We start from the raw sequence: 15,422 nt of genomic DNA, 5'->3' as shown, positions 1-15,422 counted from the left end.
GTTATAAGCTCCTTAAGCGCCCTTTCTCTCAGGGCGCTTTTTATTTGATCAAACAGTGAGTCATGATTAATTATTTTTTCGTTGTTTTCTGTTTTAACCATTCATCACAGAGGCCTAATGATTTTAACTCTTCAAGTACATCGCAAATATCTTCATTTAAATAACAAAATAGCGTAGGAATATATAAGTTATGCATTCCATCAAGAGGTCTTGTTTTCAAATCTAAATAAATACTATGGGCTAATAATTTACTTCTATTTAATTTGTGAAAGGCTTCAATGCTAATATGTGGCTTTTTCATAAATATGACCTTTTATAAATAATAGCTATAGTCTGGCGCATTATATGAATCGTCGAGCAAAAGCTGTTGACGATAAAATGTAATCACCTCTAATTCGGGCAGTGGTTCAGCTTCTTGGATTTTTTCATAGATAGCATTAAACCAGCTCAGGGGGATCTCCGAGTAAATATGACGCTCTACACAAATCAAACATGCGTCATATTGAGATTGAGCATGTTTTTTATCATTGCGTTTATAACCCAAAGAATAGAAACAATGTTTTGTTTTTTTACTTTGATATACCTCGCCTAATTTTGGAAATATCATATTTACCACCTTAATGGAGAGTGATATTTAAATGTTCAAAATAAGATTTTATATTTTCACTGGTTGCAATTTGGCACTGCGCCACCTCTACATTATGAAAACCTTGCTGATAGAGATAACTAATTGCTTTTGCAGCAGCGCTATTTTTTGAATAAGACTCAATGATTAACTTAAATGAGTCATTATGTTTATTTCCCTGATAATTGGCTGTCATTTCGACATAGAATAAATTCAGCATAAGCGCACTTCTTTAAATAGGGATTTTTCCCGCCCATGAGCTAATATAGTTTTGAGAAATAATTTGTTTTGCTTCTTTATATGAGTGAGCCAGTATAATTATTTTTTGTGGTTTACTTTTTATATCTGCTCTTTCATATGCAAGGAATAACCATTTAAATAAAGGCATGTTCTTTTTTGAACGAGAATATTGATAATGAGTATGATTCATATCTTATCCTTAATACAATATTTTTAATTATTCATTATCTTTAATAAATTGTTCTGCTTTATATTTAGCCCGTAAATATAGGGCATATAAATTTATTTCTCGTTTAGCGCCTTTTCTACGCTGAATAATTGGTAAAACTCCATTATCACACTGTGTCCTAATTGTTGCTTTTTTAGCTCCAATACGCTCTGCATATGCGGATATTGGCTCGGAAACTTTATCGCCATAGGGATAATCTGGCGGCATCACAACAGGAACACAGATCACATTTGGCTTTATCTGTTTTCTTTTCTTGGAATCACTCATCATGTACCATCCTAATAAACGCAGCTTAACGCAGTTTTAAGCTATCTTATGATTAATCATGGTCAATTGACCATGTGTTAACTTTAATAGTCAGGAGACCATGATGTCAAGTGAATACGAGAAAAAATTAAGACAAATTAGGGTAGCAGAAGGATTAACTCAGGTTGCTTTCGCTGAATTGACTGGGATTAACATTGGTTCGATAAGGAATTATGAGAATGGTAAACGAAATGTTGGACTGAACATAATAGATCAAGTTTTAAACACAAAGGACTTTAAAAAATATACGTTGTGGTTAATGACTGGCGAAACAAGCGAAGTTAATGGACAAATAGCGCCATCTCTCTCCCCTGATGGGCAAGAGAGAACCCAGAACTTATTGAAGGTATCGAATGCTGGCAAATGATTAAAAAAACGATGATAAAACATCAAATTAGTATTAGATGGGGAAATGGTGGCTTATGTGGTGGTAGGAGTTTTTTTCTATGAGTATTAAGTCAGTTAAAGATGGCTACTTGGTGGATATTCGACCTAATGGTGTCAAAGGGAAACGATTTAGAAAGAAATTCCCCATTAAGTCCGAAGCAATCCAATATGAAAAATGGATACTTGCTCGATATCATAATAAAGAGTGGATAAGCCAACCAGCAGACAGGAGGGAGCTATCAGCTTTAATCGATTTATGGTGGAAGTACCACGGACAATTAATGAAATCGGGTCACTCCGCCTTATTGAAATTAAAAAGAATTAATAGGGATATGGGCTACCCATCAATTAACAAGTTAGATGCCCTTTCAATTTCAGATTATAGGATCACCAGAATTGAAAAAGGCATAAAGCCAAAAACAATTAATAGAGAGTTATCAGCATTAAGCGGCATGTTTATATCATTAATTGATTCTGGTCATTTTAACCAATCAAATCCAATCAAAGAAATTACAGCCTTAAAAACATTTGAACATGAAATGGGCTATTTAACCAAAGAACACTGTTATCTTTTGATTGAGAGCTTAAAAGGGCTGGAGTTGTTGGCGGTTAAATTGTGTTTGAGTACAGGAGCTAGATGGGGAGAAGTTCTGAACTTAACTCGTAGTCAGGTTGTGCATGGAAAAGTGACTTTTGTTAACAGCAAAAACGGCAAAAATAGAACCGTTCCAATAGCGAGAGAGCTTGAGTCTGAATTACATAATGTTAGTGATGGATTGCTATTTGATAAGGTCAGTTATGACAATGTTAGAAATACGTTGCAAAAAGTCGCTCCTCACTTACCGAAAGGTCAAGCCTTACATGTATTAAGGCATACATTTGCAAGCCATTTTATGATGAATGGTGGGAATATTCTTACCTTACAAAAATTATTAGGACATTCCAGTATTCAACAAACGATGAAATATGCACATCTTGCACCTGATTATCTTTTAGATGCTATTAGATTAAATCCTTTATCTGGTATGTGAATCAAATCTGTATCGTTGATCCACAAAGTGACCACATTGGGTGAATAGATTAAGGTAGTTTAGGGTAGTATAAGGTATGTAACTAATTGAAATTAATGTAAATGCATGATTTTCAAAAAACGATTAAGACACATAATACGCCTTTGGTAGTATTTTGCTGGCTCATTGTTGGCTCTGAAATTGAATTAAAGACTAAAAGAAACTTATACAGAGAGACCGAGCCGACTTAAGCGGCTCGATTTTTGATACCACTAATGTGACATTGCTCAGGTTTTTTTACAAGTTATTAGTTTAGCAGGTGACTAATTATTTATATTCTATTTCTACCCAACTAGATAAGTTGCCGTTGCTGTCGCAATATGTTGATTATTTTCATTATGAAGCTCACAGCGGGTAACGGCTATTTTATTACCGTCTCTTAATAAGCTGGCACTGGCGGTAAAAAGTTGGCCTCGACCGGGGCGTAAATAATCAACTCGTAGGTCAATTGTCCCCATACGGGACATTTTGTCGACAATCTCAGTATGGGTTAATGGGTTAATTCGCTGCAAAATACGGTTAATGCACACCATGCCCCCTGCAACATCTAAAATCGAAGCGATCACACCGCCATGTAGGATGTTTTGAGTGAAATTACCAATTAATTGCTGACGATTCTCAATGCTAAGCTGAACAAAATCATCATTTAGACTCATTAATTTAATACCAAGTAGCTGGTTAAATGGCATTTTATAAATAAAAGCATGGCTCATTAACTCACTGGCTTCTTCTAAAGTATAAGTACGGTCATTCATCGTTTTCATCCTTTAAAAATATGTAAATAATAAGTTAACATTATGTGTAAATGATGTCTCTAACAAACGAATGAATAATCTTTCAACAGTTATTTAGTTTTGTGTGTAAAATAGGACAAACTTTTTTTGGACGATGTTGAAAATAGGAATGACTAATGCGCGCTTTACCGATTTTGTTAAGTGCAGTGCTCAGCTTTTGGTCTGCTTCACTGTTTGCAGCCGAAAATACAGATATTCAGCCTGTTGACGATGTAAAAAATACCCTACCAATTCGTGGTAGCATCATTTCAGGGTTACTACAGCACCACGATAACCCATTTGTATTGTACCCGTATGAATCGAATTACATCATTTATACCTATACTTCATCGATGAATAAAAATGCGATTTCTAGCTACAATTGGGGTGATGATGCGTTAAAGGATGAAGTTAAATTTCAATTAAGTTTAGCTTTTCCTTTATGGGCGGGTATTGCTGGTGATGACTCTATTTTAGCCGTTTCTTATACTCAACGTTCTTGGTGGCAGTTAAGTAATAAAAAAGAGTCTTCACCATTTAGAGAAACCAACTATGAGCCTCAAGTGTTTGTTGGCTGGCTAACCGATTACCAATTTGCGGGTTGGACGTTACGTGAGTTTGAAACGGGCTTTAACCACGAGTCAAATGGGCGTTCAGAACCAACCTCTCGCAGCTGGAACCGAGTATATGCGAGAGCGATGGCGCAAAATGGTAACTGGCAAGTTGACCTTAAACCTTGGTACCGCATTCATGAAAGTGAAGGGCGAGATGATAATTCCGATATTACCAAATATATGGGCTACTATCGCTTAAAAGTAGGGTATGCATTGGGAGACAGCGTATTTACTACAACTGGGCGTTATAACTGGAATACGGGTTATGGTGGCGCCGAGTTGGGGTGGAGCTATCCAATTAGTAAACATGTGCGTTTTTATACCCAGTTGTTTAGCGGATATGGCGAGTCGATGATAGACTACAATTATCGCCAAACACGTTTTGGTATCGGTGTTATGCTAAACGATATGTTGTAATGGAAGAAAAACTCAGTTCTCTATTCAGTTCTGAGTTGTATACCAAGTCATAAATCAACAAATTCGCTGCTCAATTGGGCAGCGACTTGTTTTATCGATTGAGGAAGTTTGTGTCCACTGCTTGCGTCATTAACCAACTTTCATTGGCTGAAAATGTGCTCAATAGTACATTTGGTTATCAGTCATTTCGCCCTGGGCAAGATGCCGTCATTGGGGCTATCCTGGATAACCGTGATTGCTTAGTGTTAATGCCAACTGGGGGCGGGAAATCCCTTTGCTATCAAGTTCCTGCTTTAGTTAAAGAGGGCGTCACACTGGTCGTTTCGCCATTAATATCATTAATGAAAGACCAAGTTGACCAATTGCGGTTACATGGGGTTAATGCTGCGTGTTTAAATTCATCGCAAACGTCACAAGAGCAGCGCCAAATCATGGAAATGTGCAGCCAAGGGGAAATAAAACTACTGTATGTTGCCCCTGAAAGGTTGTTAACTGACTATTTTCTAAGCCAATTAGCAGGATGGAATATCACCTTGCTAGCGGTGGATGAAGCCCACTGTATTTCCCAATGGGGACATGATTTTCGCCCTGAATATCGCGCACTAGGCCAATTACGGCAATCATTGCCCAATGTACCCGTGATGGCGCTAACCGCGACTGCGGATGAAACCACTCGTGCAGATATTATTCGTTTATTAGAGCTACATGAGCCACTCGTCCATGTGAGTAGCTTTGATAGGCCAAATATTCGTTATACCTTAGTCGAAAAATATAAGCCGTTAGACCAACTTTGGTTTTTTATTAAAGGCCAAAAAGGTAAAGCGGGTATTGTTTATTGTAATAGTCGCAATAAGGTTGAAGAAACGACAGAGCGCTTACAAAAACGCGGCTTAAGTGTCGCAGCTTACCATGCAGGGTTAGACGCTGCACAACGTGAATGGGTACAAGACGCATTTCTAAAAGATAACTTACAAGTTGTTGTGGCGACAGTCGCTTTTGGAATGGGAATTAACAAATCAAACGTTCGCTTTATCGCTCATTTCGATATTCCGCGTAATATCGAAGCGTATTATCAAGAAACAGGGCGAGCAGGGCGCGACGGTGTTGAAGCCGAAGCCATTTTATTTTATGACCCAGCAGATATGGCATGGTTACGTCGTTGTCTTGAAGAAAAACCAGCGGGTATGCAGCAAGATATTGAACGACATAAGCTGAATGCTATCGCGGCTTTTGCAGAAGCGCAAACCTGCCGTCGTTTGGTGCTACTTAATTATTTTGGTGAAAATCGTCAGCAACCTTGTGGTAACTGTGATATTTGCTTAGATCCACCAAAACAGTACGATGGGTTAGTGGATGCGCAAAAAGCGCTGTCTTGCATTTATCGTGTTGGTCAGCGCTTTGGTATCGGCTATATTGTAGAGGTATTGCGTGGTGCGAATAATCAGCGTATCCGCGAATTAGGTCATGATAAATTGCCTGTTTACGGTATTGGCAAAGAGCAAACGAATGAACACTGGGTCAGCGTGATCCGTCAACTGATCCATTTGGGAATGATCACCCAGAATATTACGCATTTTTCAGCGCTTCAATTAACTGAGGCTGCAAGGCCTATATTACGGGGTGAAGCGACACTGAAACTCGCCGTTCCGCGTGTTTTAGTGGTAAAAAGCCGTAATCAACAAAACAAAATTTATCATGGCAATTATGATAAAAAGCTTTTTGCGAAACTGCGTAAACTGCGTAAATCCATTGCAGATGAAGAAAATATTCCGCCATTTGTGGTGTTTAATGATGCAACATTGATTGAAATGGCTGAGCATACTCCGACTTCACCAGCTGAATTATTGTTAATTAATGGTGTTGGCGAACGCAAACTCGAACGTTTTGGGGAGGCATTTATGGCACTTATCCAAGACCATCTTGAAGGTTATGAATGAATAAATAAGGAAGCTGTTGGATGACGCCTGAATACCTAAAAGAGAGTTGGCTGAATCGAGAAACTCAATTTTCTGCTTTTACAAATGGCCCACTTTTAGATTTCTGGCAACACCGTGAAGAATCTCAATTTATAGGTGTTGATGATATTCCCATTCACTATGTCCGTTTTATTCATCCCAAGCATCACAAAGCAATTGTCATTTCACCAGGGCGCAGTGAAAGCTATGTAAAGTACCCGGAAGTGGCTTATGATTTTTATCATTTAGGCTATGATGTTTTTATTATTGATCATCGTGGCCAAGGCCGATCAGGGCGAATGTTAGCGGATCCTCAAAAAGGCCATGTTGAAAAGTTCACTGATTACATTGATGATTTTGAAAAGTTCATTGAGCTTGAAGTTAAATATCGGCATTATCCAAAATGTTACGCGTTAGCTCACTCAATGGGGAGCGCTATCTTAGCAGGGTATTTATTGCGAGATAACGTCACATTTGATGCAGCAACCTTATGTGCACCGATGATTGGAATTAATCTACCGATGCCTCGTTGGATGGCGAGCTTTATTGTTGATAGAGCCGAATCTCGCGAAAGTGTCCGTAATGACTATGCGGCTTCTACGGGGAAATGGCAGCCGTTACCTTATTTAATCAACGTATTAACACACAGCCCGGAGCGTTATCGGCGTTACTTACGCTATTATGCCGATTATCCCGAATTGCGCTTAGGTGGGCCAACTTACCATTGGCTACGTGAAAGTTTTGTGATTGGCGATGAGCTAATTGCGAAAGCGGGAGAAATTGATGTACCACTGATGGTGCTGGAAGCCAGTGAAGAAAAAGTGGTCAGCAATAAAGAGCTACAAGCTTTTTGTCAAAACAGGCAAAAAGCGCAAATAGGACGAGAAGAAAAATTACCTCTCATTATTGAAGGGGCACACCATGAAATCCTATTTGAAGTGGATGCATTAAGAGCGATGGCGCTCAATGCTATCTGTGATTTTTTTGAGCAGTATTAGTTAGGGTTTGAATATGAAATATCCTGTAGTTGCTTCCGATTTAGATGGGACACTGTTATCTCCCAATCATGACTTAACGTCTTATACAAAAGACACCTTGAAACAGCTAGTGACTTCGCAAGATGTGCATTTTGTGTTTGCAACAGGTCGTCACCATGTGGATGTTGCTCAAATCCGTGATGGTTTAGGCATCGACGCGTATATGATCACATCTAACGGCGCCCGGATCCATAATACTCGCGGTGATTTAATTTTTGAGCACAATGTTGATCCTCAAATTGCTCACGAGTTGTGTTTGATGGAATTTGATAACCCTGAACTTATCACTAACTACTACCATGGTGATGATTGGTTTATCAACCGTGAAAGCCCTGAACAAAAAGAATTTTTTAAAGAATCGGTATTTAACTATCAGTTATTTGATCGCCATGACTTTGTCACTTCTGAGGTCTGCAAGGTTTACTATACTAGTGAAGACCATGACTTGCTGGTGGATTTACAGCAGCGCATTCAAGCACGTTGGCAAGATAAAGTGAATGTCACGTTTTCACTGCGTAGCTGCTTAGAAGTTATGGCTGGTGCTGTTTCTAAAGGTGAGGCTCTGAAGCAAGTTGCGGCACTACATGGCTATACCCCGAGTGATAGTATTGCTTTTGGCGATGGCATGAATGACAAAGAAATGCTGACGATGGCTGGAAAAGGCTGCATCATGCAAAATGCTCATCAATTGCTAAAAGATGCGTTACCGCACATGGAAGTCATTGGTTCGAATAGTGATGATGCTGTTGCTCGTTATCTGAGAAATAAATACCTTAATAACGCATAATTTATTTTGTTATTTGAAATAGAGAAACCAGATAGGCAATATGTTTATCTGGTTTTTTATTATCTCAATTAGATGAAAAACGTAAGTTCCCATAGCGAAAATGCAGCGAAACGTGCTTTTTGTGAAATTTAGGCCATTTTTCCTATTTTTTCTGACAAAAAGTAAATTTAAACTAGGGGGATGAGTGTTTAGGTCGATATTAATGGATAGCACTGTTTTCACAGTTTGCATATTGCACTGTTGAGGGTTCCTTAGGATGAAAAGAATTGCGTTAGTATTGTTGTTGGGCTCGATTTGTTATAGTTCCGTTTTAACCGCTAAACCTACCCCTGTGCCAGCACCGGCAACAGCAGCACAAGAACCCTCGATTGAACAAATTACGCAGTTAGCACAAAAAGGTGATCCTAAAGCCCAATTCCAGCTAGGTGAACGTTATTTTAAAGGGTTAGGTGTTTCTCAAGACTCTAAAGCAGCGGCTGAGTGGTTTATCAAGGCAGGAAACCAAGGGAATTCAGATGCGCAATTCCGTCTTGGCACTATGTTTGTAAATGGTTTTGGTGTACGTCGTGATTATGACAAAGCGATGCTATGGTATGAGCAAGCCGCAGAACAAGGTGATACCCGAGCTGAAACCAATATGGCGATGATGTATGCGCAAGGCCTAGGTGTCACTCAAAATTTAGAAAAAGCGGCATTTTGGTTTAGAAAAGCAGCGCAAGGCGGAAATATACTTGCTCAATTCCAAATAGGCCAAATGTACTCGATTGGCAGTGGCGTTGATTTAGATGATGAAAAGGCGGTGTTTTGGTTTAGAAAAGCCGCAAAACAAAAAGATGCGAAGTCTCAAGACCGCTTAGGCGTCATGTACTCTGAAGGGCGCGGCGTGAAGAAAAACTTGCAGCAAGCCTACGCATGGCTTGCAACTGCAGTGTTCAGTGGCAACGCAGAAAGTCATCGTCTACAAAATAAGATAGCGGCTCAGTTAAGCCCTGAAGAATTACAGCAAGCACAAAAGTTAGCAGAAGATTATATTAAATCGTACGGTTTTAAAGCCAGCTAATGATTAAGCGGATGTGTGGGATACGATTTTGTATCCCACTAGTATGACAACAGACAGTACAAGATAGCACCAAGAAAGCCGATAAAAACGGTTGTTTCCCCAGCCTCGACGAATAGCTAGCTGTTGCTGTTGCGATGATAGCTTGCCACAAAGTACACGAAACCCAACGATATAAACTGCACAATATACTTGCCAGAGGTACAGTGTATTAAATGCAAAAGCTTTCCCAACAATTAATAAGATAATTAATGGAATTAAAAAGAATAAAATCGACCCAACACGTTCAAGTTGGGCGATCTTTAACATCACTAACTCATCTTTATCATCTGATTTTAATGGCATAATACGGCTTACAGTTCCCCTGATTTACGACTTGGATTACGTCCTGAAAGATTGTTTGTCGCACTTTGTAGCGAATTATCACGGACATCCACCCTTGCTTGGAATGGTGGGAATGGCAAGGTAATCCCTTGTTCAGCAAAGGAAACTAAGATGTTTTGGTGAATTTCATGGCGCGCAGGTAACCGGTGGCCCATCTCAGCAGCATAGACCCGTAATTCGAAAATTTGAATACCTTGTTGTAAATCAACTAGATAAACCTCTGGTGCAGGGTTATCTAAGATCATGGTAGAGCGTTTAGCTGCCCGTAAAATGGTATCTGTTACCAGTTCACTATTGGCGTCAGAAGGGGCAGGAATGGTCATTACAATACGAGTGATCGTGTCAGAAAGTGACCAGTTAATAAACTGTTCAGTAATAAACGCCTTATTTGGCACAATAATTTCTTTTCTGTCCCAGTCTGTCAGCGTCGTGGCACGGGTGTTGATCTTGGTAATACTCCCCGTTAAGTTACGGATAGTTACGGTATCTCCAATTCGGATCGGTTTTTCAAATAAGATCATCAACCCTGAGATAATATTGGCGAAAATTTCTTGTAAACCGAAACCAAGCCCGACCCCCATTGCCGCAACAAGCCATTGTAGTTTTGACCACTCAATCCCTAACATAGAGAAGCCAACAATGGTTCCGATAATAGTAATCGTATATTTTGTTAATGTACTGATGGCGTAGCCGGTACCGGGTGTTAAATCCAAATGTTGGAGTACGGCCAGCTCAAGTAAAGCGGGTAAGTTACGAACTAATTGGGCGGTAACGATAATAGTCAAAATGGCAATGAAAATAGAGCCCATGGTGATAGCTTGTACGGTATCAACGCCATTAACCGTTGATGTTACATCCCATAAGCGAATATTTTCAAGGAAAGAGAATGCGGTATGTAGCTCGGACCACAGCCAAATCAATGAAACCAAGGCAATCATAGTTAAAATCGAACGAACTAACCCAACGGATTGGGTACTGATGGCATCTAAGTCGATAACCTGCTCTTCGATATCAATATTCCCTTCACTACTAGCGTTTGCTTGCTGGTTATCGTCCTCACCTTTAGCACGTTGCGCTAATATCTCAGCACGACGCTGTTTTGCCCGCTCAAAGGCTAATTTACGGCGCTGCATCGACATCCAACGGCGAATTGTATGATAAACGATAAGAATGACAAACCAAATGGCGACAGAGGTTTCTAAGCGCGCTAGTAAGGCTTGTGAGGTTGAAAAATAACCTAAAATGGAGAAAAACCCAGCAACAATAGGTGCGAGTAATATCATCCACCACAATGCTTTATTAACAATATTTTCACCGGACCCATGTCTATCTAAATAGAGAGGGATCTGTGAGCGACGTAAGTTATTGGTAATTAAGCTAAGTGCGACACATAAAAAGATAAAACAGAAACGGCCAATACTGGCTGCAAATTCTCTGTCGCTATAATGTTCAAAAGTAATAATTGCCATGACTAATGGGACGATGACAAAAATAGCCATTCGGTAATAGCGCATCGCACGTTTAACAGAGTCTCTATCCCAACCGAAGTGAGAAATAAACAACCCTGTAGGGCGAGAGAACGTTTCGCTGATCATAAATAGCCACAGCAACGGTGTCGTGGCGCTAACGCCATAGCCAATGGCAGCGGCCATCGGGAACTGCCAGGCACTTTGTAAGCCATAACCGATGGCGGACCACATCATAGGGAGAGGAAGTGCGACAATAATTGACCAGAAAATAGTACGAATGGTTAAGTAAAACCGGTCTTGTGTCACCTTACCAATACGTAAACTGGAACGGTCAAGAAATGCTTGGTAGTGCTTGCGAGTACTGATACTGAAAATGACTAAGGCTATTGAACCGAGAAGATACAAAAAGGTATCTTGGGTCGTTACCATAATACGCAGTGCGCCAGCCAGTTGAGATAAAGTATCCAGTGAGAGTAATTGAGTAATATCAGTTACTAACATGACCGGGTAGCTGATGCTGATTGGTGGAACATCTGCAACCCAGAAAAGATAACGGTTTGAAGCGTCTTTGACCTCTTTCAATGCATCGGTCAATTGCCCTGTAGCGACATTGAGTTTCGTCAGCTCTAACATTTCGGCATCGAGACCCGAAATTAAAGAGGTTAGCAGCTCACGACGAGTTTTAATCAATGACTGATAAACTTGCACTTGAGCCGTATTGAGCTCATTAGCCGTTTCTTGCTCGGTTGTATCTATTTTACTTAGTCTATCGAGGCTATCTTCATAATTTAAGCGTTGAACACGTAAATCAGCCATTTCACGATCAAGTTGCTGGCTTTTTGGAATATCCGGTAAACGAGAAAGCTGTGTTCGGAGTGCTTCCCCTAATGTACTTGAGCTGCTTATCCACTGAGCTTGCTCGCGAATAGTTGTGAGTGCTTGGCGAGCATCACGGATACTCGTTGATATTTCGGCTTGGCTATTGGTAATTGCGCTCATACGCTGTGCTTGAGCGGTTAATTCCTGAGACATTTTGCGATTAATATCAAGCTGCTCAGTTAAAAATGGGGTCAGCTCACCTTGCGCAGCCAACATTTCTGTATGTTCTAACGCTAAAATTGCTTTTTGTTGGCGTTGGGTATTTTGGAAATCACGCAGGTTTTGCAACTCAAGTTCCATACGTTGATAGCGTTTTTTGTATAATTCCAACGTAAGGCGTGAGATTTCTTGGCGGTTATTCGCCGAAAGCTGCGCCATCTCTAGTTCATTAACTGTTGATTTGCGAGCGCTTACTTCGGCTTGAGCCAACGTATATTGGGCATCGGCTAATGGCGTTGATGGTGTACTCAGAGACTGAAAACGCGAGGAGGCATCAGTGAGTAAACGTCTGGCTTCAGAAAGTTGTTGTGGCAGAATACTGAGTGATTCACTGATTTCGCGGCCTTTATCTTGCTCTTGTTGAGTTAAGCGGCTTTGATCAAGTAATTGGCTGCTAAGCTGAATAATGCGTTGTTCAAGTTCACCTAAGCTGATACCAACCGGTATAGGGGCGGGCTCATCACTTTCATTGAGAATTTTTTGTCTTATTTCTTTGATAATTCTAGGAAAGTTATCAATTGCTTCTTGATAAGACTTGGCTTTTGCATCGGAATCGCGTGTCTCACTCATCCAATTTAGCGCACCTTGCAATGCTTGCGCTATCTCTGCATCTTTAGGATTGGTGCTTGACTCGAGTTGTTTGAGCTCCTGCTTAATCTGTGCTTCGTCCTGCGCTGCAGTCGGCGCTGCAACGGAAGAGAAAACGATTAACAGGCTAAGAAAAAAACTGATAATCACACGCACAGTGAGGAGCTCCTTCAAGGGATAATAATTTAATTAAGCGTCAACGGACTCTTCTGCCACTGTACTTGTAACAGTTTCAGCGAGTAATTCACCCATCCGAGTTGCATAACCAGGGATCAGTGATGAATTAAAGGTTACTTTATTCGGTTCAAATAAATTAATCACCGTTGAGCCCAGTTTAAACAGCCCCATTTCCTCACCTTTTTTCAAGAAAACAGCACCTTCAGAATCCAGCTCAGGGTAAACCCAACGCTTGATGACACCTTCACGCGTGGCGTTAACGCAACCGCTCCAAACTGTCTCGATACTACCAACGATGGTTGCACCTACAAGGATTTGTACCATTAGGCCAACAGGGGTGTCAAAGACACAAATCAAACGTTCATTTCGTGCAAACAGGTTGGGAACATTTTGTGCCGTTAATGGATTTACAGAGAATAAATCACCTGGCACATAAATCATCTCTTTGAGTAAGCCATCACATGGCATGTGTACACGGTGATAGTCACTAGGGGAGAGGTAAGTGGTAATAAAGTCACCACCACGAAAACGTTCTGCTAATTGGTATTGGCCAGCAAGTAATGCTTCAACGGTGTAATTATGGCCTTTAGCTTGGAAGATAAGGTCATCATTAATCGGGCCTAATTGGCTCACGGCACCGTCAGCAGGTTGAGCAAGTTGATGCTCTTTTTCGACAATCGGGCGAGCGCCTTCTTTTAGCAGGCGGATAAAGAAATCATTAAAAGTGGCATAAGCCGTAAGCTCGCTTTTTTGTGCTTCGTTCATGTTCACTTTATAGACTTTTGCGAACAGTTTAATTGCCCATTGCGTCATGAAACCCGCATTGCGACTTGCGAACCAGCCTGCAAATTCAGTAAGACATTGTTTTGGAAGCATATATTGCAAGCGAATTTTGATTTTATCTAGCACGTTAACCTCTGATTTTTAAAGGTATGTTAGCAAAAGGGCGGCTATTGTACACAGTTTACTCGTCATATTTCAAACGGTTGCGTAACTGACTAACCGTGATTAAATTATTTAGAGCTGGTTTAACGTTAGTGAGTTATTTTGTAAGTACTCACTAACATTATTTCTCTTTTGCCGTAAAATTGCCGCGAGGTTTGATTTGTTCCATGCTTTCTAAAATGCGATGGTAGTTTTCAAAACGTGATTCAGCAATTTTATTTGCTTCTACGGCTTCACGTAACAGGCAACCTGGGTCATCCAAATGTTTACAGTCACGGAATTTACAGCCACCAAGGTAATCTTTAAATTCGACAAATCCTTTGGTCACTTGTTCCGTGGTTAAATGCCACAAACCAAACTCACGCACACCAGGGGAGTCAATCACATCTCCACCCAATGGGAAATGGTATAAGCGGGCTGTTGTTGTTGTGTGTTGCCCCAGCCCTGAGTTGTCTGAAACGTCATTGACTAAAATGGCTTCTTCATTGTGTGGAAGCAATGCGTTTAATAAACTGGATTTACCCACACCAGACTGCCCAACAAACACTGATACTTTACCTGCTAGCGCGTTAGTAAGCGCTTCCATGCCTTCATTGGTATGGCTTGAAACTTCGAGAACTTGATAGCCAATATCACTATAAATCGTCATCAAATCGCTTACCCACTCGCGGTTTTCGTCGTTGAGTAAGTCGACTTTATTAAGAACGATAACAGGCTTAATCCCCGTGGTTTCACAGGCGACCAAATAACGGTCAATAATATTCAGCGAAAGCTCAGGTAAAATAGCGGAAACCACAACAATTTGGTCAATATTAGCGGCAATCGGTTTCAAACCATCATAATAATCGGGACGAGTTAGAACAGAGTGGCGTTCATGAACCGCTTCAACAATGCCATTTACTTTGATATCGCTTTGTGTGTTCAGGGCAGGCCGCCACACCACGTTATCCCCTGTAACGAGGGAAGAAATGGTTCTGCGTAAGTTACAGCGCTGGATAGTCCCGTCACTCGCTTGAATATCAGCATGTTGCCCAAAACGGCTGATGACTAAGCCTTCTTGTGCTTCACCTAATTGGCTATCATCAATCTCAACTGTTTTTTGTTTTTTGAGCCTTTTTTGATGATTTTCTTGAACTCGGCGCTGTTGGCCTTTCGAAAGTTTCTGTTTAGCCACCTGTCCTCTCTTTACTATGGCGGTATTTTAGGGTTACTCACGCCTGTCACTGATGGCATGAAGAGTGCTATCATACCTTAACTTCATAGA

Annotated in this window: 17 protein-coding genes; 7 read left to right on the top strand and 10 right to left on the bottom strand. The window is 40.5% G+C overall.

Features of this window, described 5'->3' with window-relative positions; all coding sequences use genetic code 11:
• Positions 1–70: 70 nt before the first annotated feature.
• The 5 genes from PR809_RS10440 to PR809_RS10420 are packed head-to-tail and all read right to left on the bottom strand — an operon-like array spanning position 71 to position 1,364.
• The gene (locus PR809_RS10440; protein ID WP_051420211.1) at positions 71–301 is read right to left on the bottom strand and encodes a hypothetical protein; all 231 of its coding nucleotides are present in this window, start codon (positions 299–301) and stop codon (positions 71–73) included.
• Positions 302–313: 12 nt separating this feature from the next.
• Positions 314–607 carry a hypothetical protein gene (locus PR809_RS10435; protein WP_147675430.1) on the bottom strand — a complete coding sequence of 98 codons (294 nt, stop codon included), beginning with the start codon at positions 605–607 and terminating at the stop codon, positions 314–316.
• A gap of 10 nt (positions 608–617) precedes the next feature.
• Positions 618–845 carry a hypothetical protein gene (locus PR809_RS10430; RefSeq protein WP_147675429.1) on the bottom strand — a complete coding sequence of 76 codons (228 nt, stop codon included), beginning with the start codon at positions 843–845 and terminating at the stop codon, positions 618–620.
• A gap of 12 nt (positions 846–857) precedes the next feature.
• Positions 858–1,055: a host cell division inhibitor Icd-like protein gene (locus PR809_RS10425; RefSeq protein WP_147675428.1), complete on the bottom strand. Its 198-nt coding sequence runs from the start codon at positions 1,053–1,055 to the stop codon at positions 858–860.
• Positions 1,056–1,082: 27 nt separating this feature from the next.
• A complete protein-coding gene (locus tag PR809_RS10420) occupies positions 1,083–1,364 on the bottom strand; it encodes a DNA-binding protein (protein WP_230083700.1) in 282 nt (93 codons plus the stop codon).
• Between the two features lie 100 nt (positions 1,365–1,464).
• Between PR809_RS10420 and PR809_RS10415 the strand changes: the two genes are divergently transcribed.
• Both PR809_RS10415 and PR809_RS10410 read left to right on the top strand, forming a co-directional pair.
• The gene (locus PR809_RS10415; protein WP_147675427.1) at positions 1,465–1,767 is read left to right on the top strand and encodes a helix-turn-helix transcriptional regulator; all 303 of its coding nucleotides are present in this window, start codon (positions 1,465–1,467) and stop codon (positions 1,765–1,767) included.
• Positions 1,768–1,846: 79 nt separating this feature from the next.
• Positions 1,847–2,818, top strand: coding sequence for a phage integrase (locus PR809_RS10410; RefSeq protein ID WP_147675426.1), 972 nt, complete (start codon positions 1,847–1,849; stop codon positions 2,816–2,818).
• Positions 2,819–3,141: 323 nt separating this feature from the next.
• Here PR809_RS10410 and PR809_RS10405 read toward each other — a convergent pair whose 3' ends face one another.
• The gene (locus tag PR809_RS10405; RefSeq protein WP_102139896.1) at positions 3,142–3,612 is read right to left on the bottom strand and encodes a thioesterase family protein; all 471 of its coding nucleotides are present in this window, start codon (positions 3,610–3,612) and stop codon (positions 3,142–3,144) included.
• A 155-nt stretch (positions 3,613–3,767) separates the two neighbouring features.
• On the opposite strand from PR809_RS10405, the gene pldA reads away from it, so the two are divergent.
• The 5 genes from pldA to PR809_RS10380 all read left to right on the top strand — a co-directional run bounded on the left by pldA (position 3,768) and on the right by PR809_RS10380 (position 9,500).
• A complete protein-coding gene (gene pldA, locus PR809_RS10400; protein ID WP_166263963.1) occupies positions 3,768–4,661 on the top strand; it encodes a phospholipase A in 894 nt (297 codons plus the stop codon).
• Between the two features lie 110 nt (positions 4,662–4,771).
• Complete coding sequence (gene recQ, locus PR809_RS10395; RefSeq protein ID WP_206276177.1) at positions 4,772–6,598, top strand: ATP-dependent DNA helicase RecQ; 1,827 nt, start codon at positions 4,772–4,774, stop codon at positions 6,596–6,598.
• Between the two features lie 20 nt (positions 6,599–6,618).
• Entirely contained in the window at positions 6,619–7,614 is a 996-nt protein-coding gene (gene pldB / locus PR809_RS10390; RefSeq protein ID WP_206276176.1) for a lysophospholipase L2, read from the top strand.
• Between the two features lie 13 nt (positions 7,615–7,627).
• On the top strand, positions 7,628–8,440 hold the full coding sequence (gene yigL / locus PR809_RS10385) for a sugar/pyridoxal phosphate phosphatase YigL (RefSeq protein WP_206276175.1): 813 nt from the start codon (positions 7,628–7,630) through the stop codon (positions 8,438–8,440).
• A 256-nt stretch (positions 8,441–8,696) separates the two neighbouring features.
• Positions 8,697–9,500 carry an SEL1-like repeat protein gene (locus PR809_RS10380; RefSeq protein ID WP_102139902.1) on the top strand — a complete coding sequence of 268 codons (804 nt, stop codon included), beginning with the start codon at positions 8,697–8,699 and terminating at the stop codon, positions 9,498–9,500.
• 3 nt (positions 9,501–9,503) lie between these two features.
• Here PR809_RS10380 and PR809_RS10375 read toward each other — a convergent pair whose 3' ends face one another.
• The 4 genes from PR809_RS10375 to rsgA all read right to left on the bottom strand — a co-directional run bounded on the left by PR809_RS10375 (position 9,504) and on the right by rsgA (position 15,332).
• Positions 9,504–9,842, bottom strand: a complete 339-nt coding sequence (locus PR809_RS10375) for a hypothetical protein (protein WP_206276174.1) — start codon at positions 9,840–9,842, stop codon at positions 9,504–9,506.
• An 8-nt stretch (positions 9,843–9,850) separates the two neighbouring features.
• Positions 9,851–13,192 (bottom strand): miniconductance mechanosensitive channel MscM, encoded by a 3,342-nt coding sequence (gene mscM / locus PR809_RS10370; RefSeq protein WP_102139904.1) that lies wholly within the window; start codon positions 13,190–13,192, stop codon positions 9,851–9,853.
• Positions 13,193–13,225: 33 nt separating this feature from the next.
• On the bottom strand, positions 13,226–14,122 hold the full coding sequence (gene asd, locus PR809_RS10365; protein ID WP_102139905.1) for an archaetidylserine decarboxylase: 897 nt from the start codon (positions 14,120–14,122) through the stop codon (positions 13,226–13,228).
• Between the two features lie 157 nt (positions 14,123–14,279).
• The gene (gene rsgA / locus PR809_RS10360) at positions 14,280–15,332 is read right to left on the bottom strand and encodes a small ribosomal subunit biogenesis GTPase RsgA (RefSeq protein ID WP_206276173.1); all 1,053 of its coding nucleotides are present in this window, start codon (positions 15,330–15,332) and stop codon (positions 14,280–14,282) included.
• Positions 15,333–15,422: the final 90 nt, after the last annotated feature.

Source organism: Providencia sp. PROV201 (assembly GCF_028479545.1).
Taxonomy (GTDB): domain Bacteria; phylum Pseudomonadota; class Gammaproteobacteria; order Enterobacterales; family Enterobacteriaceae; genus Providencia; species Providencia huaxiensis.
The sequence above is the reverse complement of the archived record's forward strand: the minus strand, read 5'-3'. Positions and strand labels throughout refer to the sequence as shown.